Annotated in this window: 33 protein-coding genes; 3 read left to right on the forward strand and 30 right to left on the reverse strand. The window is 57.5% G+C overall.

What is annotated here, in order from left to right; all coding sequences use genetic code 11:
* Positions 1–39: 39 nt before the first annotated feature.
* The 13 genes from CE491_RS05610 to CE491_RS05675 all read right to left on the reverse strand — a co-directional run bounded on the left by CE491_RS05610 (position 40) and on the right by CE491_RS05675 (position 10,177).
* Positions 40–387 carry a DUF1353 domain-containing protein gene (locus CE491_RS05610; RefSeq protein ID WP_234407521.1) on the reverse strand — a complete coding sequence of 116 codons (348 nt, stop codon included), beginning with the start codon at positions 385–387 and terminating at the stop codon, positions 40–42.
* A gap of 17 nt (positions 388–404) precedes the next feature.
* A complete protein-coding gene (locus tag CE491_RS05615; protein ID WP_110947365.1) occupies positions 405–785 on the reverse strand; it encodes a DUF4376 domain-containing protein in 381 nt (126 codons plus the stop codon).
* Entirely contained in the window at positions 782–1,099 is a 318-nt protein-coding gene (locus CE491_RS05620) for a hypothetical protein (protein WP_110947366.1), read from the reverse strand. Before CE491_RS05620 ends, CE491_RS05615 begins: the two co-directional genes overlap by 4 nt.
* On the reverse strand, positions 1,099–1,944 hold the full coding sequence (locus tag CE491_RS05625) for a phage tail protein (RefSeq protein WP_110947367.1): 846 nt from the start codon (positions 1,942–1,944) through the stop codon (positions 1,099–1,101). Before CE491_RS05625 ends, CE491_RS05620 begins: the two co-directional genes overlap by 1 nt.
* 51 nt (positions 1,945–1,995) lie before the next feature.
* The gene (locus CE491_RS05630; protein WP_110947368.1) at positions 1,996–2,724 is read right to left on the reverse strand and encodes a hypothetical protein; all 729 of its coding nucleotides are present in this window, start codon (positions 2,722–2,724) and stop codon (positions 1,996–1,998) included.
* Positions 2,725–3,013: 289 nt separating this feature from the next.
* Positions 3,014–6,208, reverse strand: coding sequence for a host specificity protein J (locus tag CE491_RS05640; RefSeq protein ID WP_234407522.1), 3,195 nt, complete (start codon positions 6,206–6,208; stop codon positions 3,014–3,016).
* 279 nt (positions 6,209–6,487) lie between these two features.
* Entirely contained in the window at positions 6,488–7,216 is a 729-nt protein-coding gene (locus tag CE491_RS05645; protein WP_234407523.1) for a tail assembly protein, read from the reverse strand.
* Positions 7,207–7,542: a hypothetical protein gene (locus CE491_RS05650; RefSeq protein WP_199885003.1), complete on the reverse strand. Its 336-nt coding sequence runs from the start codon at positions 7,540–7,542 to the stop codon at positions 7,207–7,209. The genes CE491_RS05645 and CE491_RS05650 overlap by 10 nt, the downstream gene beginning before the upstream one ends.
* Positions 7,543–7,600: 58 nt before the next feature.
* Complete coding sequence (locus CE491_RS05655) at positions 7,601–7,921, reverse strand: hypothetical protein (protein ID WP_110947372.1); 321 nt, start codon at positions 7,919–7,921, stop codon at positions 7,601–7,603.
* 73 nt (positions 7,922–7,994) lie between these two features.
* On the reverse strand, positions 7,995–8,810 hold the full coding sequence (locus tag CE491_RS05660) for a KilA-N domain-containing protein (RefSeq protein ID WP_110947373.1): 816 nt from the start codon (positions 8,808–8,810) through the stop codon (positions 7,995–7,997).
* Positions 8,807–9,025, reverse strand: a complete 219-nt coding sequence (locus tag CE491_RS05665) for a hypothetical protein (RefSeq protein ID WP_110947374.1) — start codon at positions 9,023–9,025, stop codon at positions 8,807–8,809. Before CE491_RS05665 ends, CE491_RS05660 begins: the two co-directional genes overlap by 4 nt.
* Positions 9,022–10,041 carry a BRO-N domain-containing protein gene (locus tag CE491_RS05670; protein ID WP_234407524.1) on the reverse strand — a complete coding sequence of 340 codons (1,020 nt, stop codon included), beginning with the start codon at positions 10,039–10,041 and terminating at the stop codon, positions 9,022–9,024. Before CE491_RS05670 ends, CE491_RS05665 begins: the two co-directional genes overlap by 4 nt.
* Positions 10,019–10,177: an Arc family DNA-binding protein gene (locus CE491_RS05675; RefSeq protein ID WP_110947376.1), complete on the reverse strand. Its 159-nt coding sequence runs from the start codon at positions 10,175–10,177 to the stop codon at positions 10,019–10,021. Before CE491_RS05675 ends, CE491_RS05670 begins: the two co-directional genes overlap by 23 nt.
* 93 nt (positions 10,178–10,270) lie before the next feature.
* Here CE491_RS05675 and CE491_RS05680 point away from each other — a divergent pair, with 93 nt between their 5' ends.
* The 3 genes from CE491_RS05680 (at position 10,271) to CE491_RS05690 (ending at position 11,539) form a co-directional block, all read left to right on the forward strand.
* The gene (locus CE491_RS05680; protein ID WP_110947377.1) at positions 10,271–10,750 is read left to right on the forward strand and encodes an Arc family DNA-binding protein; all 480 of its coding nucleotides are present in this window, start codon (positions 10,271–10,273) and stop codon (positions 10,748–10,750) included.
* 133 nt (positions 10,751–10,883) lie between these two features.
* A complete protein-coding gene (locus CE491_RS05685; RefSeq protein WP_110947433.1) occupies positions 10,884–11,237 on the forward strand; it encodes a type II toxin-antitoxin system RelE/ParE family toxin in 354 nt (117 codons plus the stop codon).
* The gene (locus CE491_RS05690) at positions 11,237–11,539 is read left to right on the forward strand and encodes an XRE family transcriptional regulator (RefSeq protein ID WP_110947378.1); all 303 of its coding nucleotides are present in this window, start codon (positions 11,237–11,239) and stop codon (positions 11,537–11,539) included. Before CE491_RS05685 ends, CE491_RS05690 begins: the two co-directional genes overlap by 1 nt.
* 292 nt (positions 11,540–11,831) lie before the next feature.
* Here CE491_RS05690 and CE491_RS30175 read toward each other — a convergent pair whose 3' ends face one another.
* The 17 genes from CE491_RS30175 to CE491_RS05775 all read right to left on the reverse strand — a co-directional run bounded on the left by CE491_RS30175 (position 11,832) and on the right by CE491_RS05775 (position 23,660).
* Positions 11,832–11,999 carry a hypothetical protein gene (locus tag CE491_RS30175; RefSeq protein ID WP_199885004.1) on the reverse strand — a complete coding sequence of 56 codons (168 nt, stop codon included), beginning with the start codon at positions 11,997–11,999 and terminating at the stop codon, positions 11,832–11,834.
* Between the two features lie 25 nt (positions 12,000–12,024).
* Entirely contained in the window at positions 12,025–12,792 is a 768-nt protein-coding gene (locus CE491_RS05700) for a C40 family peptidase (protein WP_110947380.1), read from the reverse strand.
* 9 nt (positions 12,793–12,801) lie between these two features.
* Positions 12,802–13,500: a phage minor tail protein L gene (locus tag CE491_RS05705; protein WP_110947381.1), complete on the reverse strand. Its 699-nt coding sequence runs from the start codon at positions 13,498–13,500 to the stop codon at positions 12,802–12,804.
* Positions 13,500–13,838: a phage tail protein gene (locus tag CE491_RS05710; RefSeq protein ID WP_110947382.1), complete on the reverse strand. Its 339-nt coding sequence runs from the start codon at positions 13,836–13,838 to the stop codon at positions 13,500–13,502. Before CE491_RS05710 ends, CE491_RS05705 begins: the two co-directional genes overlap by 1 nt.
* Entirely contained in the window at positions 13,838–17,272 is a 3,435-nt protein-coding gene (locus tag CE491_RS05715) for a phage tail length tape measure family protein (protein ID WP_110947383.1), read from the reverse strand. Before CE491_RS05715 ends, CE491_RS05710 begins: the two co-directional genes overlap by 1 nt.
* A gap of 10 nt (positions 17,273–17,282) precedes the next feature.
* Positions 17,283–17,576 (reverse strand): DUF1799 domain-containing protein, encoded by a 294-nt coding sequence (locus CE491_RS05720; RefSeq protein ID WP_110947384.1) that lies wholly within the window; start codon positions 17,574–17,576, stop codon positions 17,283–17,285.
* A gap of 17 nt (positions 17,577–17,593) precedes the next feature.
* A complete protein-coding gene (locus CE491_RS05725; RefSeq protein ID WP_110947385.1) occupies positions 17,594–17,986 on the reverse strand; it encodes a phage tail assembly chaperone in 393 nt (130 codons plus the stop codon).
* A 3-nt stretch (positions 17,987–17,989) separates the two neighbouring features.
* Positions 17,990–18,640, reverse strand: a complete 651-nt coding sequence (locus CE491_RS05730) for a phage tail protein (RefSeq protein ID WP_110947386.1) — start codon at positions 18,638–18,640, stop codon at positions 17,990–17,992.
* Between the two features lie 68 nt (positions 18,641–18,708).
* Positions 18,709–19,119, reverse strand: a complete 411-nt coding sequence (locus tag CE491_RS05735) for a phage tail terminator-like protein (protein WP_110947387.1) — start codon at positions 19,117–19,119, stop codon at positions 18,709–18,711.
* The gene (locus CE491_RS05740) at positions 19,116–19,772 is read right to left on the reverse strand and encodes a hypothetical protein (protein WP_110947388.1); all 657 of its coding nucleotides are present in this window, start codon (positions 19,770–19,772) and stop codon (positions 19,116–19,118) included. Before CE491_RS05740 ends, CE491_RS05735 begins: the two co-directional genes overlap by 4 nt.
* A gap of 89 nt (positions 19,773–19,861) precedes the next feature.
* Positions 19,862–20,167 carry a hypothetical protein gene (locus CE491_RS05745; protein ID WP_110947389.1) on the reverse strand — a complete coding sequence of 102 codons (306 nt, stop codon included), beginning with the start codon at positions 20,165–20,167 and terminating at the stop codon, positions 19,862–19,864.
* 64 nt (positions 20,168–20,231) lie between these two features.
* Entirely contained in the window at positions 20,232–20,621 is a 390-nt protein-coding gene (locus CE491_RS05750; RefSeq protein ID WP_110947390.1) for a hypothetical protein, read from the reverse strand.
* Positions 20,622–20,623: 2 nt separating this feature from the next.
* Positions 20,624–21,001: a hypothetical protein gene (locus CE491_RS05755; RefSeq protein WP_110947391.1), complete on the reverse strand. Its 378-nt coding sequence runs from the start codon at positions 20,999–21,001 to the stop codon at positions 20,624–20,626.
* A 10-nt stretch (positions 21,002–21,011) separates the two neighbouring features.
* The gene (locus tag CE491_RS05760; RefSeq protein WP_110947392.1) at positions 21,012–21,311 is read right to left on the reverse strand and encodes a HeH/LEM domain-containing protein; all 300 of its coding nucleotides are present in this window, start codon (positions 21,309–21,311) and stop codon (positions 21,012–21,014) included.
* A gap of 45 nt (positions 21,312–21,356) precedes the next feature.
* A complete protein-coding gene (locus tag CE491_RS05765; RefSeq protein WP_110947393.1) occupies positions 21,357–22,349 on the reverse strand; it encodes a major capsid protein in 993 nt (330 codons plus the stop codon).
* A gap of 3 nt (positions 22,350–22,352) precedes the next feature.
* The gene (locus CE491_RS05770; RefSeq protein ID WP_110947434.1) at positions 22,353–23,090 is read right to left on the reverse strand and encodes a hypothetical protein; all 738 of its coding nucleotides are present in this window, start codon (positions 23,088–23,090) and stop codon (positions 22,353–22,355) included.
* Positions 23,091–23,177: 87 nt separating this feature from the next.
* Positions 23,178–23,660, reverse strand: a complete 483-nt coding sequence (locus tag CE491_RS05775) for a DnaT-like ssDNA-binding protein (protein ID WP_110947394.1) — start codon at positions 23,658–23,660, stop codon at positions 23,178–23,180.
* Positions 23,661–23,662 lie beyond the last annotated feature (2 nt).

Below are 23,662 nucleotides of genomic sequence, written 5' to 3' on the forward strand. Positions count from 1 at the left end.
TCGTAAGCAGGCTCTGTGACTGGATGCTGGCGTCCAGTGTTATGCGATGTACTGCTTGACCCCGCCGACCCTGACACCCGCCCAAAAAAGCCATGCCCGCCAGCGAGCAACACCCTCGGCGCGCAGTGCCCGATAAAGAACGGCATCTGCCGCTTTTCTGCTCACTTGACCGGTCGTGTAAAGGAAGTCGTGAATGGTTGCCGCGTAGTTGCCGTATCCCGAAACCAGCGCGAACAGAACGAACAGGAAGGCGTTGTGCAGTACCCGGATGCTGGCGAAGTCCGTTGAAAACCCGGCAGGCACGGTGATGACTTGCTCGTCATCGTCGGCCAGCACCAAGTCAGCCAATAGGACGTGCGTCCATTTGCCGATCTGTTCGGTTTTCAAGGTCGTCGTGAATCGGCTCATGTTGGCCAGCCTTCTTCGAGCATGGTGTCCGTGTAGGTCCCGTCCTCCAGCGCCGTGAGCAGTTCGCCTTCCCGGTCAAAACAGCTCTGCACGTGGGCGCGAACGGCCTGGGCGACGCTAACCAGCGTCGAGGCGTCCAGCTCCACAAATCCCGCACTCGTTTTCCAGTTGCAAACGTAGGTCGAGTCCAGCATCGCGGACAGCGCGGCACCCGTGATCAGCGCCTGACTGTCCCGACCGGTGTCGATTGAAGTGGCGTTGAACGTTATTCCTGCTGTTTCGGCCGTATAGCGACGCGCCGCAATGGCGACTTTTACCGCCTCAGTAACGGCCGCGCTCTTCGATTCTTTGGTGATGGCCTGGCTGAAGTCGATCATGCGTCGCCCTCTTGTTCTGGCAGCGGAGCGGGAAAAATCACCGGGCCATCCGGGACGTCAACCAAATCATCCGGGAACGCCTGCTCAGGGCTGTAATTGGCGGGGAGTGGCAGCAGCAGGGTTAGCGTTAGTTCGCCGTTTTGCATTTCGACATCCCCCGCGAACCATTCAGAACCTATTGCCGACTGCGGCAACGTCGCGCCTTCGGTCAGGGGAGAGAAGTCGAAAACGTCGCCATTGACCGTCAGGACATTGCCTGCCTTGGTGACGTCGAGGGTGTCGTCACGGCGTTGCGGTGAAAGCTTGATAAGCATCAGTACCATCTCCCTATAGCTACGTACTGGAGTTGAGCTGTCGCGGCGGAGGAACCAGAGACGATCCGCAGTGAGACCTGCCCAGTAGTTGGCCCGGTTCCCTCATTTACAGCCCAGGAAAAGAAGTTAACTGAGTTTTTTGTGAAGCCCAGCACCTGCGGAACCTCTGTAAAAGTTGCAGGAAATATGAATGTCGTGGCGGCTGAATAATACAAACTGCCAAAAGCTGTATCGGTGCCAATGGCAGCCGATGTGCCGTAACAAATCATTAGCCCACTTGCAAACTTGTAGTACCAGCCATTGCTGGTACTACCGCGCTCCATAATGGAACCTGTTGGTGTGCCCCCTGACTGAGAGACTGTTCCAAGAATCGCCGCCACTGCTGCCGAGCCCAGCCCAAGTGAACTGCGCTGTGCAGCCTTGGTCGTCGCGGCCAGCAGGGTTCTTGCCTCCGCCGGGAAGCTGGTGACCGCCATCGCATCCGCCGCCGTGAAGTAAGGCAGCTTGTCGGCGCCACCGGTAAGCGCAGCCAGGGCGTTGATCGGAGCGGCGGACGCCAGCGATCCGAACTGGTTAACAAGCGCTCGGAGTTGGTCGGCAGAATCCTTCACATACCCCTGCATCGGCGCAAGTGCGTAGGTGCCTGCCGACGCGTCCGCTCCCTGGTAGGCAGGCAAGATCGATATCACTGTGTCGCTTGCCACATTGGCGAGTTCATACCAGCGGCCGTCTGGCCCCAGAAAGGCATCACCTACCCTGGCGCTGGCTGCAAAAGCAGTGCCCTCACCAGTTACCGTTGAGGAATTTTGGACGACGGAAACCGTCCCGGCTTTGTACCAGGGCATAAAGATGACTCCAGTGGAGAATTATTGAGAGCAGGATCTGGGGATAGCTAATCAGTCAAGATCGCTAAGATCGACCATCAAGTAGCAATAACCAGTTTGCGTCCAGTTAACAGCAGGATTTTGCGAAGTCGGCGCTGGGCCGCTTGTTGAGAAATTCATGTTGCTGACATTTATGCTTCCGCCTGAACTCTTCATAGCGCTAAACATGATGATCACCAAGTTGTAAGGGTCTGTCGCAGTTCCGCCGCCAACCTGCTGGTTGTAGGAGGTGACCAGCATTACACCTTGCGCTATTCCGACCTTGGTTTTCCCGTAGCTGCGGTTTATCTCAGGGATATTGGTTTGAGAGTCAGCCGTACCAACATATGTGTCAAGTATCCGCATGTACTTGCAACGGGAATCAAAGACGACTGCACCTGTCGTTTTGTTCTTCACCACCAGGCCATAGTCACCCGAGAACTTTTGGCCCCGTGACGCTATGTCAAAGCAGTAGACATCGAACGCCGTGTTCTGCGTTTCTGCGTGAAACGTAAAGCTCCAGTTTCCGCTGCCCTGATTACTGCCCGTGTAGGCCACCTTCGTGTTTGGCGAATAGATAACCAGCAGCGGCGTCGTATATCCGCTGAGTGTCATCGCAACACGATAGGACCCTCCATTGGCGCCACTCGGCCCCAGGCTAGCTGATAACGTTATTTTCTCGACCAGCGCTAAATTGGCGTAGGTCCCGTCAATCACTAGGTTGCCATTTGCGTTCTTGATGACCAGCCCGTATTCGGCCACTAGTAAACCCCATATATGACATCGACTGCGATCCGTGATGCGACGGCCGATTGAACGAAAGTCCAAGTGATGGTGTTTCCGCTGATGCTGATATTTGGCGGACTTAAATCACCGCCATATTGACCGGGGCTCATGAGCGCAAACCAAGCGGTGCCTGAAACGGAGACGCTGAAGCTTCCGTTCGAGGTTCCAGTATTGAAGCTTCCAATGGTTCTGGTGATCCTGTCGGTATACTCAAGGATAACCGCGCCCGTTGTCTGATGCTTTATTCTCAGTCCGTAAACAGCCATCAGCTAAGCTTTCCAAGAGTCACTACATCAATCGATCCCGCGAAAACCTTGACGCCATCCCCGGTGGTTTGAACCCGTCCGGTTCCGTCGCCGTTGTTGATTTCGAACGTCCCTGCCTTGTTCAGCGCCCACCCTGTAGATCCCGAGACGTAGTTCGTGGACTGAATGACGCTACCGATCTTGGCGTTGGTGATCGTGCCGTCCTGGATGAACGCCTGATTGATGAACACCTGCCCACCCTGCACGGCGAACGGAACCGATATCGCGCCGCCAGCAATCGTGTTGACGATCGCAAACCTATCTGCCGAAACGAGGAACTGGCTTTGAAGTCCTGCGCCCGTGTTTTCAATGCCCAGGCCGATGCCAGCTGCCACATACTGCCCATCAGCAGTGACCTGCATTTTCACTGACCACACGGTGGAGAGCTTGCCGCTTGTATCGGCATACGCCGTGGACACGGTCTGAATAGCGGCAGTATTTTGCGCGAGCGCGCTCGCGTTGCTCGCCACCGACACTTGCAGCGTTTCCGTGGCCGTGACCTGTGCCTGATCCTGAGTGGCCCGCACTACCACCTCACGACTGTAGGTGGCCTGGGTGTCCCACAGCTTCAGCGCGCCCTGCAGATCGCCCTCCCCGTCATCGTCGCGATACGCAGCGCGCAAGACTTGCAGGCTTTTTGTCTCCACAGAAAGATCATCAATGTCGACCGTGTTCTGCTCGACCTGCTGGCCCAAACCGTTGGCCGCCTCAATCGACTGGCCCACGTCGATCCAATAGTCGTCGTTCGGTGGGGGCGTGCTCAGGGGCACATCCTCAGACGCCTGATAAATCCGGCCATCCGCTACCACCATGTCGCCCTTGGTGTAGGTTGAATCAGCGTCATACGCGCTCAGGCTATCCAAGGCGTCGATCTGATCCTGCAGGCCATCGATCAGTTCTATTTTGGCCAGTAGATCCTGCCCGAGTTCGGTTTCGCCGATCTGCCCCGCAATCATGTCAAGTATCGGCCCAGCCTCAGAACTGCTCTGCCCCATCACGCCAATACCGGTGGGGTACCACGGACCGATATTACCGGTCCGGTCAACCAGTCGCGCCCAGAAGAAGAACGTCACGCCCGCCAACAGGCCCTGCATGACGTATTCGGACTGTGGGTAGGCCAGGTCGCTGAGCTTGGTCGCGGACTCCAGGTCCGTGGTTGGTCCGTACCAGATTTCCGTGCGCTGGGTGTCTTCCGCACCAGGTGGGAAAGTCCATTTCAGCGAGATGCCAAATATGAGCGGAGTGGCGGTGAGCGAGGTAACTGCCGGCGGCAGGCCGGTTTTGCCTTGTAGTTCAGTGGGATCAGAATACGCCCACAGCGAGCTATTGCCGGATAAGCCCACAGCGGAGACACGAGCAGTGTAGGTTCCTGAGTAGATACCTGACACTTCAAGCGCGTTGGTATAGGTCGCGCCAGCGTTCACCCAGTCGCTCGATCCACGGCGCCACCAGACGTTGTAGTACGCTGCGCCTGCTGGGGCGTTCCAGCTGATACGCATCGTTGCCACGTTGATGCCTTGCTTCACCGAATCATAAGTCGTCAGGGAAACGTTGGTCGGAATGGCTTGGACTGCGTTCGGCAGGATAGTGGTCGGTGGTCGGACAATCTGGGCTCCGTTATCGATGGCGGCAAACTTGCTCGCGTTGTGCTGCACCGCAACGATGTCATATTGGAGCTTGTCGTCACCGAAGTTCTCGGCCACGGTCAGAATGCGGTAGGTCTCAGCCACGAGCTCGCCCGTCTCGATCGTGTAGATCGACTGGGCAGCAGGAATGACGCTGAATGACTGGGTCACAGTGACCACGCGCCCGTTGAAACCCTGAATGACGCGAGTCTCGGCGGTGCCGGTTGGCAGAATCACGACCAGCGTGTCGCCCGCTGCAGCGGTGATGTCGTTGTCCAGCGTTACCGTCTCGGCGGTGGCCGACTTGATGCGCCCTGCCATCGGCTTGCCGCCGAAGAATTCATCCGATACCCGAATCAGTTGGCCTGGGCGCGCAATGGTGCCGTCCAACCCGACGCTGAAGCTGACGGTGTCGGTTTCCAACTGGTTGGTGAGCAGCGTGTACTGTCCCAACCGCTGCGCCTGGCCCTGCGATGTGCAGGCAAACGCGGTGATCTCGGTTTCCCGAACACCGTAACGGGTCAATGCCTCCTGCCGAGTGACATACTCGGTGCGGACGTTGCCGAAGTTATCAGCATCCGACCAAGAAACCTTGCACACGCTGAAGCGGGTGGTGCCGCTCGAAGCTGCGCGGCTGAATTTGCCGCCGATAACGTTTGCGTTGGTGTAGGTGTAGACGGGATCGCTGGGCATGTCTGCGGAGACCATAACCTCCGTGCCCGCGTAATAGCTCATGCCACGGAAAACGCTGGCGAGGTCTTGCAGCACCTGCAGCGCGTTTGCACGACTCTGTAGGTACAGATTGCAGGTGAATCTGGGCTCAGTCCCACCCTGCCCATCATCAACGCGCTGGTCGCAATACGCGGCAATCTGGTACAGGCTCCACTTATCGACCTGCGAAGCGCTGATCACTGAGCCAAGGCCATAGCGATCATTCAGGATGAGGTCGCGATAGACCCAGGCCGGGTTATCCGTCCACGCGAGTTTGAACGTGCCGTCCCACGTGCCGGTATATGAGCGTGTGGCGGGGTCATAGTTGACTGGCACCTGGATGATACGGCCACGGATTCGGAAGGCACGCTCAGGCACAGACGAGAACTGGCTGGCATCGATCTTGGTCCCGACCAGTGCAGTGAACGGGTATTGAAGCTTGGCGTCGATCACCTCTGTGTAACCGACGATCGAGGTGACTGCCTGAACGTTGCTTTGATCGTCTGCAGTCAAACGGCGCACGCGAATTCGCCAACCGCCAGTAGACTTCGGAAGATCGATACGGTGACTACGCTGATAGCCGTTGGTGGTCTTCCCATCGAACGCCTGGCTGATCACCGTCACGTAATCGCTGTTGTCGGTAGAGAGATCGATTGCGTACTCAACGACCGAGCCTACGGTATCACCGTCGCTCTCAGTCATGTACAGGGCGGAAAGCCCCAGACGAACGCGCACAGCGGACAATTCGGTGTTGCTGATGGCCTGCGTCCAGGACTGTGCGAAGGTCAGCGCCACGCCTACGGCGGTTTCGGCCTCCACGGCGGGAAAGCCCGAGATGTACTCCTGATCGGCTTCGCCGGTACGCTGCTCCCAGGTCACGCCTGTGAAGTTGAGGCTTCCATCAGGGTTCCCGAGGGGAGTCTCGTCGAAAAAAATCGATTGGGCGCCATTCACCAGGCCAACGATCGGACCTTCGCTCACCGCATCAAGAATGTTCGCGTAACTCGTATTGATCAGGCTGTCTGGACTTTCTACAGGCGTGTGGGAGCTTTCGCTGCCTTTAGAGCCGCGAATTTGAAGTGCAGACATGGCTTTTCCTTATTGCTGATCTTCGGCAACGATGCTTAGCGAAGCAGTGGCAGAACCTACAGTCATCTCGCCGTAGCACAGCGGGACCGGGTTGCCCTGGGTGGTGGTGTTCTTGATGCCAGAAAAGTTGTAGCTAGGCTTGTTGTCGGCTGACTCAGAGCTGCTCAGGCCTTTCTGTGTGCCTGCGATCATCTGGGCTACGCCGCCGAGGGCGAGGGAGATGCCGACTGTACCGGCGATGCCCCAGGCTGCAGCGCCAGCAGTCGCAGAACCAAAGAGTGCAGCGGCCCCACCCGGAGCCAAAGCTCCGCCACTAAAGAAGCTGGCAGCGGCTATCAGAGCGATACCTGCAATGACCTGCAGACCGCCGCTACTCTTACTTCCCTGAATAACTGGCGTAATTCGGATCACTCCGCCTCCCGGCGGATCAGGCAATTCTTTCTCGGAGATATTTCTGCCGCCATAGAAAACTGCGAAAACTATGCCTTTACTCTTTGCCTCGTTTAGATATCTGCTGAATCCCGGCTTCAAAACCCCCAGCGCCCTTATCAGTTCCGCGCCGCTACCTACAGCAAGATTGTGCTTTTTGCCGAACCGTTTGCCCAAAGCCCCATCAAGTCGTACTTCTCGGACACGGTCGTTGTTTGCCTTTATCGAAGACATTGGCCGCATAGTTTTTTCTCCAGGCGTAAAAAAACCCGCCTCGGCGGGTTTGAAGATAGTTCTCGTCAGAGACAAGACTGCACCTTAGGGAGCAGTTGTTTAGATATCCAGCTGTTACCTACCTCGTAATATTCGACTGACGTCCTTTTTCCATCGGCTTTAAGATCGACAAAATATTCATTGCCGCCCGAATAGACTGTCGTGCCCCCAGTACGACCCGGCTGAACGTTCGCAATTGCATGCCCGTCCTGCCAAGCGAAGAGGATGCACTTGGAAAGCAAATCTTCGGATTTGCTTGATGTGAAAACGTGAGCAGCCCCCCGCTCCCGCATTTCTTGCATAGAAGGGCCAGCGCATCCCGTCAGCACTACCGTTGCCAGCGCCACCACCATCGCTCTCATGACGATCCCTCGAAACTTAACTTAAAGGAGGGAGCGTATCATTAGGCGCATGACGTTTCTACGCAGTGAGCGCGCCTGCGGTAAAGCCTAGCGCACTCAAAACATCCTTACGGATATTGAAGGTTCTGCACATGAATAACATGTGATTGCCGTTTTTTGCTTCATCAAGCATTTCCCGAACCTCCTCGCCCACCACCCTACGGTCTACGATAAGATTAATCTGCAATTCCGCGCCTTCCGGGATTTTAGAGTTGTCCATATCTCGCTCATGAGTTCCAAGGATAACGCACGCCCGCATTGTTTTCCCCAAGTACTCAACCTTGAGTACTTCGTTGCCCTTGGCATCTGGCGATTTTAATCTTTGGCTCGTCGGGTTCATTTTTAGCGCTCTTGAGTTAATTTCGGTACGCCGAAAGCCCCGCCTGGGCGGGGTTGTTCGTGAGTTGCTGGATTTAGCGCCGAACGCCGCCAGCTACAACGGCAGGCAGTTCCGACTTCAGCCTCTCGGCCAGGCGTGCCAGCATTTCCAACACTGACTCTTTCCAGAGGACCTGCTGCACCGGCTTGCCGTCGCTATGTTTTTTGCCGGTGTCTGTGATGACGGCGAACCTTTTTCCGTCGGGCGTCACCTCCCAACGTTTCTTGCCGGGCTTGTATATGACCTGATGCTGGAGCCCGCAATCAGCCAGCAGCTTGTTCATGCTGACAGCGCTCATTGCGAACTTGGCCCCCAACTCGGTAGGCGTAAAGTTCAGTTCTTGGGATTCATTGACCAGCCGCTTGACCCCTGCCATTTCCATCAGGTCGACACCAATGGCTGATTTCACCATGCTGTTCGCGCTCAGTAGCGCCTGGTTACCTTCAAGGCCGAACAGCTCGGCGATACGCTTGGCTGCATCCAGATTGTCAGCGGCTACAGTCAGGCGTCGCTCGTAAGGGATGACTGCATCATTCGCCGCTGCCGACTCGAAGCTCCGAATCACATGCAGGTGGAATTTAGCACTCACCCACATGGCATAGGAGTAAACCAGCTCTTTTACAACATAGGTCCCGCCGTATCGACCAGCCTTGGACGCAACTGCCGTGTAATTCTGCTCAGCAGAAGAGTTAGAAATTTCCTCGACTAGCTCATTCGTCTCAGGACGCTTCATGAAGAAGGCAGGCTGATGCTTCGTTTCCCCGCCTGCCGCCTTGTGGAAGTCATTCAAGCTGAATCGCCCGTCCTGGTCCTGGTGAATCTCGATACCTGCAATCATCAACGCATTCATGCCGACTTCCTCCGCTCAACCGCAACCATCGCAACCGGACTGAAACCATCCAGCGGCATCAGGCTCTTTTCATTCACCTGATAGCGCTTGCCCTCAACGAGGATCAGCCAGCTTTCTTCGCTCTTGCGGATGAGTTGGCCGGAGCGACCAATTAAATTGGCGCGCTCCGGGCTGAGGATCAGAGCGCGAGCGCCTGCTTTGAGGGTGAAGTTCATGCTGCATCCTCCAGCTTGACCGCGTACCGCTTCGGCTCCGTGAAAAGCACATTCATGCCACTGACCCAGGACTGGAATTCCCGAAGCTTGGCGCGATAGGTCTTCAGCTCGCACAGCGCGCCTTCAACCTCGTAGCCGTTGCTTTCCAACTCCCACAGGATTTCCTCGCAAGGAGTGCCCTCCCCCCGAATGTCACGCAGGTCATCCAGTGTCACGTCCATCCAGGATTTGTAAGCCCCGCCCGAAGTCAGCATTGCAGGGCGGCGTCTCGCCAGAGCCTCCACAGGGAAATGAATGTTCAGACCGCGTGGCTTTTGCTCTTCCCGCCCGAGAAACTCACCCTCCAGCACATAGGCACCAATGAAATTGCAAGCCGTGTCAAACTCGCCAGCCGGGATCAGCTCGGTTCGCGGCACGTTGAATCGGGTGTGAAGGCGGCGATGTATCATCATGGCGAAGCTCTGCTGCTTGGCTGGCGATACTGCTTTGGCCTTGTCGCGAATCAGCCCTTTGATGACGTTCAACTCGCTCATACCGATAAGTTCGTCCATGAGCGTTGCCATTTTGTTGCTGGTGTCGGTGTAGGAGCCAGTCTTGCGAATGGACGGCAATACTTCAGAAGCTACCCAGCGACGGAAAGTGTGCGCCGTGCTTCCCTTTTTAACTGCGCCATCACATCGTAGAGTCAGCGTGTATAGCCCAGATTCGTTGATGATGTTCACCATGCCTTGACGCCCTAACTTAAAGTTAGACCGTTCGTCATCGTCCAATGAATACAGGGCTTTCGTGGTGTTGCTCTGCCCGAGAATCTTGCAGACATCTGCTGCAACAAACCATGGCTCGCCGTCGATCGTTACGGCCCGAACGCTATGTCCACGAAAATCGAATGGGATTACATTGGACACAGCTGTGTTAGTATTCGTCATGACGTTTTTCCTGATAGTTAGACGTTCTGCTTCGTGAGCCTCAACCGTTGGCGCGGTTGGGGCTTTTTCATGCCTGTCTGATTTGCTCATCGCTTTTCATTGCCTCATCAACAAGCTTCAGGAGCACGGCTTGCATGCTGTGGAATCCCTCCTTCGCTTTTTTTTCAACCCACGCTTTATGTGGCTCTGGAAGCCGGAGTTTGAACTGCGCATCTGACCTTGCCATACGACCTCCTTGACAGGGATCACCGTGATCCCAAGTAAATAAGACCACGGTGGTCCCATTGCTGTCAACACCACCGTGGTCCATTATTCGAAAATGAGCAGAGAAGACTCCCAATTTAAATTACGCATGCCCGCCGACCTTCGAGAATCAATCGAGGAGGCCGCGAGAGAGGCGAAGCGTTCGCTAAATGCTGAGATAGTTGCCAGGCTTGAGATGAGCATCCTCAAGGAATCGGCAGGCGCCGAATTGATGCCCGCTAATAAGGCGAGGGAAATATCTGCTATATCAAGGCTAAGCATTCCATCGACGATGAAGGCTCGCATCCTAGAGGCTTTGGCCCGCGCCGTTTCCATGGGCCACACAACAGCTAGCGTCGCATTCGCGGACCTCGGACTAGATGGCATCCCGGAACGTGATGCGAGTGAGCTTTACGATGCCTTCAGTGAGATGCTTTACACCGCCGGGTATAGGTATGAGTGGGATGCGCCTGACTCGCTCTGGATAATGTTTGACGCTGACGCTGATGAAGAGCGTCATCGGGAGCAAGAAGCTCCAACGACACGCGCAGGGTAAGGCGCGTACGCGCTACCCCAAGCAATAACCCGAAGCCCAGCCAGCTTGGGCTTTTTCATATCCCCCTGGGCTTGCTCACAAGCGGTAACTTGTAATCGCTTGCACAATGCACCTTTTTTGGTACACTCACCGCATGAGCCAAACCCCACCGACGTTGAGCGTTAGATTTTTCTGCACGGACGCAGGCAACGAGCCTGTGCGCGAGTGGCTTGCCGATTTAGCGCGTGAAGATCGCAAGTCAGTCGGTACAGACATCAAAACCGTTCAGATTGGCTGGCCCATCGGGATGCCGGTGGTCCGCAAAATGGGGAATGACCTCTGGGAGGTTAGAACCCATCTGAAAGACACCATTGCGAGAGTGCTCTTCACAGTTGAAGGCAGCACCATGATTCTGCTTCATGGCTTCATCAAGAAAAGCGACAAAACCCCAGCGTCTGACTTGGAAACAGCCAAGAAACGCAAAGCGGCACTAAAGAGGAAAAGGTAATGAACCAGCACATCGGCTCCGATTTCGACGACTTCCTTGTAGAGCAAGGACTTGCGGAAGAGGTTTCTGCCGCCGCTTTGAAGCGCGTGATTGCTTGGCAAATTGCAGAAACCATGAAAGCTCAGCGCGTGACCAAAAAAGCGCTTGCGGAGCGCATGCATACTAGCCGCACTGCGGTAGATCGTGCGTTGGATCAAGACGATCCAGGCATGACACTGGCCACGCTTGCCAGTGCAGCCAGGGCGCTAGGCCAGCGAGTTGAGGTCAGACTTATTCCCGAAGTAGAAGCTGCACACGCCTGACCCCATACAACTCAAAGCCCAGCCAGTCTGGGCTTTTTCATGCCTGTCCACCCATCCAGCGTGGACAAACGATCAGTAACAGCGGCAATGATTAGCGTAGTGGCGTTGCGCCTCCACACCAGAAAGAACTGATCGATGGCCAAGCAACCTAAGAATGGCGGAAAAGAATGGACTGCGACAGAAATTTCCCAGTTGCGCACATTGGCAGCAGGAAACACTCCTACACGAGTCATAGGGCTGAAGCCTGGTCGCTCGGAAGCGTCCATCTACAGTAAAGCAGCCGAGCTTGGTATCAGTCTGAAACCGACGAATCGGTCTCCTTATAACCGCCAGAAGTGAGGTAGCTGACACTGGCCTCATATGCCTGGCGCAGTTCGGGTGTCCACTGGTGCGAGTGACCGGCCAGTGCTAGCGCCATCGAGTCCAGGCATTTCAGGATCATTTCTTCTGCGCCTTGCATTTGCGATCTCCCGCGGCATCGCCGCTCACTGTTTTGCGTCTTTGTGCCTGAGAATCAGGCGTGTGGATTCAGCCCAATAGCCCCCGTATACATCCCGCTTCGAGTCACGGCCGTATAGGTGGTGCAGGATCGCGCCTGGCACTGGATGGTGCTCGGGTTCGGTCTTCAGGATGCCGTCGGCAAGGAACACCCCGGCGTGGTTGGCCTTCTCAGATTTCACCTGCATGACGATCATGTCGCCTTGCCGGATATCGCTTGAGTCGACCTGATAGAAACCTGCCCCCTCGAAATTGTCGGCGTAAAGGTCCTGACCCTTGTCCCACCACCCGTCCTCGCGGTCATAATCGGGAAGCTTGATGCCCATCTCTCTCAGGTAGTAGTCGCGGACCAAGGTGTAGCAGTCGAGCACGCCGTGATAGAACGGTCGGCCAAGCAGCGGCGCTTGATACCCGGTGGGCAGGTGGAGCAAGTGAGATACCGGCTTACCCTCACGCACCTCAACGATCAACCATGGAAGCTCCGTCGCCTCCATCGACACGCGATCGGCGCCGCTGAGTTTGGCGGAGTGGCCTGGATGGCTGTGGACGACGCAGAGAACCGAGCCCATATCTTCAGCATCGGCCCACGCCTCAGCGCTGATGCGGAAGTCGCGCTCTGGTTTTTCCGCCGTGTTGGACGATGGCAGGTACAGCTGCTTGTCACCGACTTCCACGACCAGCCCGCAGGCCTCGCGCGGGGTGTCCAACGCCGCATGTGCATACACCGCAGCAATCACCTCAGGACTGAATTCCATGGCGTTCTCTCAATTACCGGCGCTCGGGAAGCTGCCGTAGCGAAGCGGATTGTTTTGGCCGAATCGCAACTTGCAACCAGTGAGTGTTCCCGAGCATCTATCGGCGCCCGGGTCGTCGGTGAGCACATCCTTTTCCGTCGCATAGACAGATCCGGTGTATCCGCAGTACACCCCGCGATAACCGCCAATGCTCAGCCATTGGCAACAGTTGGCAATGATCTGTCGAGCGGGCAATTGCCGGTCAGTTGCGATCAACGGTGACTTGAGAACGAACACTGCCAGCTCGCTGTCAGCAGATTGCTTCTGGTCAATGACGTAGATGTCGTCAGCGAAGTGTTCGTCCGGATCCGCCTCGACATTACCCTCCGGGAAATTGGCCGCATCCATGTAGCGACCAAGCGTCCGGTGCCGGATGATTTTCGCGTCCACCAGATCCTGATAGGCCGAACACAGTGCGGTGATGAATCCGCTGACGTTGCCTACCGACAGGGTGGGGTTGCTCTGCTGCCCTTCCCCGGTCATACCCATGCCTTCGACTTTGATCGGCCAGGGTGAGTACTCAACTCCCTGCCAATAAATCGGCCCGACCTGCGTGTACCCGTGAAAGTAGTAGACGTCACCATTCAACGGCGTCAGATCGAGCTCAAATATCTCAACGTAAAGCCCGACCTCCAGTTTCTGGATATCCTCGTAAATGTTCTCGGCCATCAGCTCACCTGAAAGGTCTGTTCAAAGGTGGCGGCCAGCGTCCATGCCGTACCGCCCAAAGGAGTTGGGGTGTAGCTTCTGCATTTGAAGTACAGCGGGCCGTCGAACGGCGTCGACCAGATGAAGGCCTTGTAGCCCTGCTGGGCGCGGAGAAAGGCCAGGATTGCGCTGATCCGTGCCTTGTCTCCCGTGAAGGTCAGCGCCCAGCTCTGCGTTTCCGTGTTGAGTCCGTCACCTGCCTCCTGCATGTAGCCGCTACCGAACTGCGCAGATCTCGTGCGCTGGGTCATCGTGGCGGGCGCCGCCTTGTCTGGGCGCCAGGTGAATACTTCCGCCATTACGCCCTCCCGTTGATGGCTTTGCGGATATTGCCTTGAGCCCCAAGAGAGCGGGCCTCAAGCTCCTTGTATTTCTGCTCTACGAACTTGCCGACCTCGGAGCCAAACTGCTGAAGACCGGACTGGTTGGTGCTGACGTCGGTGCTGCCGTCACTGGCAATCGAGATAGAGACCCGGACGTCACCCGTAGAACTGGATCCGCTAAGCGAGGAACCTGCCCCAGTTGAGAGCGGCGTTACGCTGCCGCCGTCCGCGCCAGTCATGAGGTAGGACTTGCCGCCTTGGCTGTAGAGTTCAGGTCCGAGTTCGTTGACCTGGTACAACGAGTTAGAGGCAACCGCGCCGCCAGTCGCCCGAGCGCCTGATACATAGCTGGAAAACGCAGAGCCGGTGTAATCCGCCGCCGTTGAGCCTGCGGCGGAGGTGCCGCCCAGCAATCCGCTGACAAGACTTCCGATTCCGCTGGAGCCCACGCTTGAGAAAACACTGGATGCAGCAGCCTGGACTTCCATCTTGGCCAACATCTTGAGAAAGCTGATGGCAACATCGCCAAAGCTTTCATCCGCACCAAACGCCCACCCCACAGTGGCGTCAGTCAGTCCATCGAAAAGGCTGGTGAAAGCCGATTTCATCTGGCCCGCTACGTTCTGAGCGCTCTCCAAGTAGTTGTGAAACGCCGAAGCGGCACCGCTTTCCCAATCCGATTGGGCAGTGGTCATTTTGTCGTAGTTGGCCAGAACCGTATCGCGGTACTTACCCTCAGCGGCAGTAACGGAGGCCAGATCCTTTTCGTAATCTTCCTGACTGTACTTGTCGGGCGCTGTCTTGCGGCGGTCTAGAAGCTTGGCACGCTCATCGTTGAACTTGTCGGTGGTGGAATCAAGGCTGCTCTGCAGCCCCTGCTGGCGATCACTCAACCCAATCGAAGCGGCTGCTCGGTCACCCTGCAGGCCAAGTGCTGCACGCTGCCGTTCAAGCTGGGCGACATAGGCCTCGGACGCAGCAGTCGCCTGCTTGATGCGCCCTTGCTCATTGGTCGCCAGCACTTCGAGCTGGCTATCGGCATCCTTCTGCGCCTTGACCATGCTCGTCCGGGCGTCGGCGATCTTCTGGTCCAGCTGAATCCGCTGCTGCCCGGTGGTCGACGATTTACCGCGAACTGCCTCGAGGGCTGCAATTTCGGCCTCGTACGCTGCTGTGACGTCACCCCTCTCCTGCTCGACGATCGCTACGCGCTGACTGCTGTACGACTCAGCCGAGACCAGCCCGGCCTTCTGCGCCGAATCCAGTTCTTTTTCCAGGTTCTGGTAGTAGCCTGTGATCGACTTGAGGTTGTTCTGCGCGTCGTTGAAGGCGGTCAAGTTCAGCTGATTGGCCGGGCCTTTGGTATCCTTGTTCCTTTCGTTGATTGCCTTGAGACTCACCGCGTACTCACGGTTAACCTGCTCGACATCCACGCCCTCTGCTTTCAAGGCATCAGCGCGTTTCTGGTCGAGCTGCTGGATCTCAAGCTTTTTCTTCGCCTCTTTGTCCAGACCGGACAGGTAGGAGGCGTGCAGACTGCTAAGGGCGGCTACGCCTTTGTTCTGAGTTTCCTGATAAAGACCTTGTGCGGTCGCGATCGCCTTTTGGGTTTCCAACTGTTGTTGCAGAAAGCCCAGCTGCTTTTGATCCTGCTCTTGAGTGGTGCCGGTTTTCGTCATGTCCGGATTGTCTTCGCCGACAATCGGAATGGCGTCGTAGCTGGATGGGGTATTGATCCGCTTCTGCAGGGCAACGATCTGCTGTTCGAGCGTCTCCTGCCTGCCTACATTGAGGGTTGCGTCAAGAGCGCCCGCTGCCGCGTCCTTGATTGCCTTCCAACCGCTTTCGATCAACCCGAGGTTATTAGTAATCTCCCCGGCTCGAGATTTCACCGTGTCGGCATAGGTGTCAGTCAAAAGCTTGGCCGCACCGATCGTATCGCCCTGCTCCTTCAGCGCAACGATCTGCGAATAAACCGAAGCCGTGAGGAAGTGATACTGGTCGTTCAGCTCTTTGGCGGCCGCAACTGGATCCTTTGCGATCTTGGCGAACTCGGCAATCGTCGCATCAATCGACTTACCGGTTGCATCCTCCATGAGGGAGGCTGCTTCAGCGATGTCCTGAAAGCTTTCACCGGCGATGGTCCCGCTGCCTGCGAGCTTCGCGAGAGTTTCGGCAGCCTGGCCAACAGTCCCGTTTGTCGCGCTTACCTGTTGGGCCAGGTTCGCGAGCTGCCCGGCAGACGTACCAGCATAATTTCCGGTAAGAATTATCGCCTTGTTGTACTCGTCAGCTTCTTTGCTACCTTGGCTGTAGCCGTAAATGAGCAGGCCCATCGCCGCGGCAACGGCAACGGACGCGCCGATGATCAAGCCAAGGCCACCCGACACCGGAACACCAGTGAGCCCCAGCGCAGACGCAGCCTCTTTCGCGTTCTTCGCGGCATCTGCAGCAGTGTTGGCGCCTTCTGCCATCCCATCAAGGCCAACCTGCGCTGTTGTAGCCGCATCCCCAGCCGCTTCCGCGCCAATAGCAACCCCTGCCAGCGCTTCGCTAAGCACGGCAGCTTGAGCGCCACCGGTAAATAGGGAGCTTATCTTCCCCTTGAGCGCATCGAAGGTGTTGCCGATGCCACCGAATGAATCTTTGATCTGTCCGCCCTGCTGGATCAAAACCATGAGCGGGTTTTGCCCGCCGGCGAGGCTGGTGAAGATGTCTGTGAATTGCGCGGGTAACTGCCGAAGCGCTGCCTGCGTCTGAGCCGACGAAACGCCCGTTTTCTTCAGGCCCTCGTCGAAATCGCCCAGCTTTGCCCGGGTGCGGTCGATGTCCGCCGAATAAGCCTTGAACTGGTCAGAATCGATGTTTCCTGCTTTAAAATGCTTGTTCAAGAGCTCCTGCTGCTGATCAAGCCTTTCGAACGCAGCGATTGTCGGGTTGATCTTCGCAAGGAGCGCCTGAAGGCCGTCAGCCTGCACGCCAGTGGCTGCCGCTGCCTGCTTGGCAGCCTGAGCGCTTTGCTGGTTTACACCGACCAGAGCGTCAGAGTCCGCTTGAAGCCGTCTCTGCAATGCAGCGAGGCTTGCGGCAGAAGTGCCGCTCGCGTCCATCGCACCCGCGGTGCTGGTGACGCTTGTAGTCAGCCTTTGGTAATACTCGCTGTTTTGGAGGGAGGCTTTCGCAACCTCGATCAGCCGAGCCTTGGCCTCGTCAGTCGCTTGCGCGGCCCTTGCCTCGGCCTCGGCCAGCTTGTCAGCAGCATCGGCGGTCTTTTTGAACCCGGCCGTCACGTCATCAGCCGCTTTCTCCGCCTTGACGCCGGCCGCGGTGAGTTTGTCCAGGTCGGTAGCGGCCTGGACGGCGTCCCCCGAATCAACCGCTATCCCTAGTCCTGCGATTGTGCCCGACATGGTTGCTCCGCTATTTCGATTCGCTCATGACGAGCAACGCCTCGGCCTCCATCACCCGAAGGTCCGGGAAGAGCCTGGCTGTTTGTTTTTTCGTGAAACCGAGGAAAGCGGTCACGTCGCTGATGACGCTGTAGTCCAGGCCGACAGCGCCGCCAAAGCCGGTACGCCACTGCGTGGACATGGCGTTGAATGCCAGGAAGGCAGGCCAGGCATCAGGAAAGACGTCGAACTCTTCATCTGGGATATCGGCGCGGGACAAGCCGAAGGCCGCCAGATCGGAATCCGACGGCCCTGCTTCGTACATCAGGCGCGCGACCGCTCTCAGTTTCCCAGGCGGGATACCGCAAAGGCGTTCTGGTACGCAGCGACGATCGCGTCACCGGCACCGGCAGAGGTTTCGACCAGAGCGCGGATGGCATCAGGCGAGAACTTATCGTCGAAGCCCCAGCCGACCACCAGCTCGCTCACCTGCTCAATCTGTCGCTCGATGTTCGCGTCGGTGATGTCGATCAGTGTGATGTCGTCGCCCTTCTCCTTGAAGCGCTCCTGATCATCTTTTGCGGCTTGCTGCCAGCCAGCGAAAAGCGCGGCCAGTTCCTTGCGGTTGCGGTACTTGAACTCGAACGCCACCTTCACCGTGGTGCCGCCCACTCGGGGAATATCCACGTCCGCCTTGAACGTGGGGTTCTGAGCGATCTTGAACTTGGTCGCCATGGATTAGGCCGCCTGGTAACGAGTCGGGCGGGCTGCCAGCGACAGGGTGATGACACGGGTCATGATGTTGTTGCGCGAGAGCGTCGGGGTCGAGGTGATCGACACGTACGCGTTGTAGTAGATGACCGAGCCGTTCGGCAGAGTCAGGCGGACTACGCGGGCTTCCTTGTCCTCGTCAGCAGCCTCACAGACCGGCACGTAGGCCAGCAGTGGATCGTCCGCTACAGTGACAGTCATGCTGATCGGCGATTTGGTGGTCGGCAACTGACGGTCGTCATCGTCTTCCAGGAAGCCAAAGGTGGTGAACTGTTGATCACCGCCACTGGTGGCCACTTCAGTGATCTGCGCGATCTGCGCCCAGCTGGAGACCGAGCGAACCGAGCCTGCGCCAGCGCCTGCGGTGTAGACAGTGGCGTTGGTGGTGTTGATGCCGTCAAGAGCGAAGGTGCCGGCGTCAGAGTCGGTGACGCGAGCCACCTTGTCGTTGAGGCGGGTCCAGCCCGACGTCACAACAATGACGTCACCATCATCCAGATTGTGACCAGCAGCGGAAACGACAGCTGGATTTGCGTTGCTGATTGCGGTGGCCAGGATGGCGGTGCTGAATGCGGCCGCGATTTCCATGATGGCGCCGTTGGGCAGTTTGAAAGCCATGTGGGTTTTCCTCGTACAGAAATGAAAAAACCCGCACTTGGCGGGTTCAGGGTTGCCCAACGGGCGGGTCAGTTGGTATCGGCGCGGTACTGAAAGGACGCTGATACGGTGAGTGTGTTGTCGCCTTGAATCGGTGGGCCGGGCTCGACAGGGGTAAGCACCATCACCTCGAAGTTGTCCTGCTTCAATCGCAGATAAGCGGGAAACAGATCGTCAAGATCATCAGCCAGACCTTCGGCATCGCCAGTTCCATTACCGGCAGGCGTCACGACGTTGATCTGAAACACGCCGGTGTAGGCGCGATGGTCGCCCGCCAGGGTATTGGTGTTCGTGCCCGCCGGCAACGTGAATGCGGCGAGGTAGGTTTCGTCTGGCTCCGGGTCGAAGGTCACGCCTTGGTAGGCGATACGCAGGTCGCGCGCGGCAGCCCAAACGGCCAGACGCTGCTCAAACAGGGAGCGGATGACTTTGTGGCTCATACCTGGTTGTTCCTGATGGCCTCCAGCACGATCTGCTGGAAGCGCGCCACTGTGATCCGGACCATGCCGCCCGGCGCCTGGGTCGAATGCCCATATTCAAGCGGGATGGCATAAGGCAGCGAATTCGTGATGTAGGCCGTCTCACCGGCCTTGAACTCGATCGCGCCATTCACGATCCTGGCCATGGACTTGCTGCCGGAAGGATCTACTTCTTCCGTCGTGTTGTTGTCTGGCGACCCGATACTGAACATCCAGTTGCCGCGAAACCTACCGCCTACATAATCCTTGCCAGCCACCAGCCCGTTCACGTTGAAGTTCTGGACGCGCTCGGTCTTCGTCAGGGGTTTGGCGTACTTCACGCCCTTCTTCAGCTTGCCGGACTTGGTGAAGTTCGATTCGGTCAGGTTGATGACCGTGTTGCGTGCCGCGACCTTGAAGTCGTAGTCGTCGGCCTCGCGGGTATTCTTCGCGCGGTGCGCCACGTTGGCGGCCCAGATCTCCGGGTTGCCCACGGGCGACATGCGGATGACGCTGCTGCCGATCTCAATGACGATCTCGCGCAATGTCGCGTCGATGGCCTCTTGTGCCTGACTGGCGAAGGCCTGTATCTGCGCCGCGAAGCCGCCGTTGAGACTTGAGTACTTAGATGCCATCTGATCTCCGCCCTCAATAAAAAACCCGCCTGACGGCGGGCTTTGTTATATGCGCGGTGATGGACCGGCGCATCGGTCAATCGTTGCGCTCAATATTTGCTGAGCGCTTTGTCAGCTTCGATGTCTTGTTCAGCACAAGCGTTCACCAAGCTGAATCCGTATTGACGCATCTGTTTCAAGCATCGAGCCACCGTAGATTTGTACTGATCAGGGATTCTCCCAATCTTCTCTACGGCCTCTAAGTCCTGGTCAACACAGGCTTTCACCATTGCCGATCCATACTGACCCATTTGGGATTTGCATCTGTCGATGATTTCCTTCTTCACATCCACGTCAGCTTGAGCAACGGCCGAAAATACTACAGGCAGACCACACAACCAAACCACTCGACGCATCACAGACATCCCTATCAAGAGTAAATAAGGCGCAACGCTAGTACGCAGATGGCCATTTGTCTATCTACTTCCTCAACTGCACGGTCCAGGTCGCGCCCGCGGGATCCTGGCTCACGTCCAGCACGCGCTTCGAAGCGATGGTGTCGCCGATCTTTGGCTCTGCTGGTGTAGCCGTTGGCAACCCGGCAGCGGAGATGAACAACTCGTTCTGCAGGATCAGCAACTTCTCGTCGGTGGTCTGGATCAGCGAACCGTCGATCTCCTTGGCGAGGTAGCTGCCAAAGACGCCACGGCCTGTATAAGTGATGGTACCGCCGGTTGTTGTGCCGGTGGATGGGTCATAGACGGGACTGGACTTGCGGGAGCCTTCGACGTGCTTCACCGCGTCGGCCAACCCGTCTGGATCGTCGAACGCCTGGGCTAATTCGGCCTGTAGCTCTTCACGCATGCCCATGGTCAAATCCTCTTGAGCATGATGGTGCCCGAGCGCTTGACCCAGGGAGCCAGCAGTGCGAGAGCAAAGTTCTCGCCAGCGGACAGGTCGGTTGAGCCTTCTGCATAGGTCTTGCTGACGGACGTTCCAGATTGGGCAGACACCGTCTTGCTCAGCACTTCCTTCTGGGTCGCTTTGTACAAGTTGCCCGCCGCCGCTTCCTTCGCGACCTGAGCGCCTGCAAGCTTGATGGCATCAGGGGTCGGATCGGCAACGGTTCGATTGATCTTGGCCGTGAGCCAGGCATTCGCCATGGCCACAGCAAGGACCGCATCACCGGTGCCCGCCCAGTCAGGACCCAACTGAGCGTTGACATCGGCCACGGTGATGAAGTCGGTCATGTGCTTGTCCTTATTCCTTCGGCACCAGGGCCTGCAGCTCTTCTTTCTTGGCGGAGGCGTCGAATTCGATACCTTTGGTGGTCAGCCAGGCTTTCAGATCGTCGACCTTCATTTTGAGTGGGTCGGCCTCTGCGGAGTCGCTATCCGCCTCGACCTTAATGCCCGCCTTGCGGTACGCCTCGACGATTTTTGGATAATCCCCCTCGACCGTCACGTGCGTTGCGCTGGAGATGACCCCGAAGAAATCACTGGGGGAGCGGTACAGCTTGCCCGGCTTGCGCTCTTCGCTATCCGAATAAACGACTTCCATAACAGTTCTCCTAATGAGGTGGGCTGCCGAAGCAGCCCCAAGGGATCAGCTGCCAGCTGGTGGAGTGACAGTGCCACCGCTGATGACGGCAGCGAACGGAACCTGCTTGCGGTCGAAGACGCGCTCCCAGTTAGCAGCGGCCGCGTACTCGGTCGCGGTCGGGCTGAGGTTCTGGCTGTTCGCACCGACCCAGCTGAAGCCAGCTGGCTGCAAGATGTAAGTCTTGCGCTCCCACAACACTTCGGCACCACCGCCGTTGCCGCCGTCCGGCTTACGTTGCAGCTCTTCAGGCTTGTTCGGCGTGCCTACGCCGTAGCCGAATGCACCCTCGCCGAAAAACACCGACAGGTACTGGCTGGAACCGTAGGTCAGGCTGTCATCCATGAACACTGGCTTACCTAAGTAGGTGGCCAGGATGATCTTGCCGGTGGAGTCGCGCAGATACTCGATCAGATCCTGCTTGACCATCTGGTTCATCACCACCGAGTGGACGCCAATGGCGGCAAACACGTCGGCAGCATCGCCGGCGGTGAAGGCCGCGTCCTGGAATGCGCCCGCGCTGATGGTTGCACCGGCATCGACGACCATATCGCCAGCGTCGTTCGCGATGTTCGATGCGATCACGCCGCGCGCCGCGCCCAGCAGGTAACGCTGCCACTGGCGGTTCCAGTAGGTGCCGAAGCGGTTGCGGATGTGCTGCATCGGCTCGCTGTTTGCGAGTTCGGCAGTGAGGTCAGAGACGCCATAGCCTTTGTTGAGGTACAGCACGCGGGCACGCATGCTTTCCTGCTCGGCCTTGCCAACGGCGCCGAGATCGTCCGGGTCATCATTGCTGATGTTCGGCGCCTCGTCTGGATCAAGGTCTTGCCAGTAGCTGACCTCGGCGGTGCCCTGACTGCCGGAGGCGATGGCGTCCAGCACGGGCGATCGGGTGACGATGCCAGATTCGTATACAGCGGTTTTTTCCGGGCTGTTTACCGGGTCCAGGGACGCGTAGTACTCGCCGACGAAAATGTCGGACAGCTGGGTAGAAGCCATGGATTAGGTTCCTTTGGTGGCCAAGAGTCGTTTGTATGCATCAGGGTTGTCTCGGGCCAGCGTCGCGCGCTCGGTCTCCGTGTACTCACCCCATTTCTTCGTGGCCTTGCCACCGTTGTCGCCGGTCGGCCCGGCACCCTGAGCCCTTGGCCAGAGGTGTGTTGCTGTTTCACGCAGCGATTCCGCCCATTCGAGCGGGGACAGCGGCGTCTTGCCGTCCTTGCCGTAGATGACCTCGCCATCACGGTCGGTGGCGATCGCCTCGCCGTCCTCACTGAGTTTGAAAGTGCCCCTGGCGCGCAGAATGATGTCCTCGGCGGCTTCGGGGAGTGCGCCGGCCTTGATGGCAGCTGCGCGAATGGAATCGGCCAGCACCTTGTCGCTGTACTTCGCTGCGAAGGCCTCGGCCTTGTCGGCACGGGACTTCTCGGCGGCGAGCTGCTTGTCGTAGTCGCCGCGCAGGCGCTCGGTGCGGCGGGTGATGACCTCGTCCAGCTTGCCCTCGGCGATCAGCTTGGTTTCTTCGTCCTGGCCGACTTTGGTCAGCAGGCCTTTCACGGCCTCAATGTCCAGACCTTCGAACTGGGTCTTGAAACCCTCCAGTTCGGTTTTGGTGTTTCTGAGCGAGCCAAGCAGCTCGGTGTTTTTGTTCTTGAGGCCTGTGGTCGCGGCTTCGACAGCTGCTGCAATAGCGTCTTTTACTGCCGGGTCTTCAAGATCAATCTGGTTTTCGTCTGCCACTTGGTGCACCCCTTGGGTTTGATTTCCCGCTTTGCGGGCATAAAAAAACCCCGGCATGGCCGAGGTCTGTAGATTCTCCGGGTATTGCTATTTCACGATCCGCAATCCTCGCATGACGAGGTAATCAGCGAACTGAGTTCGACTGGGTGCCCATAGTGGTGGGCCAAGATTGACGCTAGGTGTGCTACGCGAAAGCGGGATCAGTTTCTTGCCATCGTAGCCATGAGTCGGCTCACGAATCGTCAAGCCCTTATCCAATGCATACATCTCAATCGCCAGCATCACTTGACCATGCCGAATCCCATACGGGATGTGCGTCCTTCTCAGGAACTCGCCGTGGATGACGATTTCTCTGCGCGGCCAGGCCAGCGGTTGGACTGTAGATGTCTGTCGCCCCTTCCACTGCATACGGTCCATCGCGGCGCACGCTCGACGCAGGTAGTCGATCTGGTCGTCTACGCGGTCAGGGATCGGAAAACCGTAATAGCTGCCATGAAACAGCAGCGACTCAAGGTCGGCGTAGCTGTTCGCTGCTGGATCTGTGCCTGCTCCGTGCTCAACAATGATCATGG

Origin of the sequence: Pseudomonas bohemica, assembly GCF_002934685.1 — a bacterium.
Classification (GTDB): Bacteria; Pseudomonadota; Gammaproteobacteria; order Pseudomonadales; family Pseudomonadaceae; genus Aquipseudomonas; species Aquipseudomonas bohemica.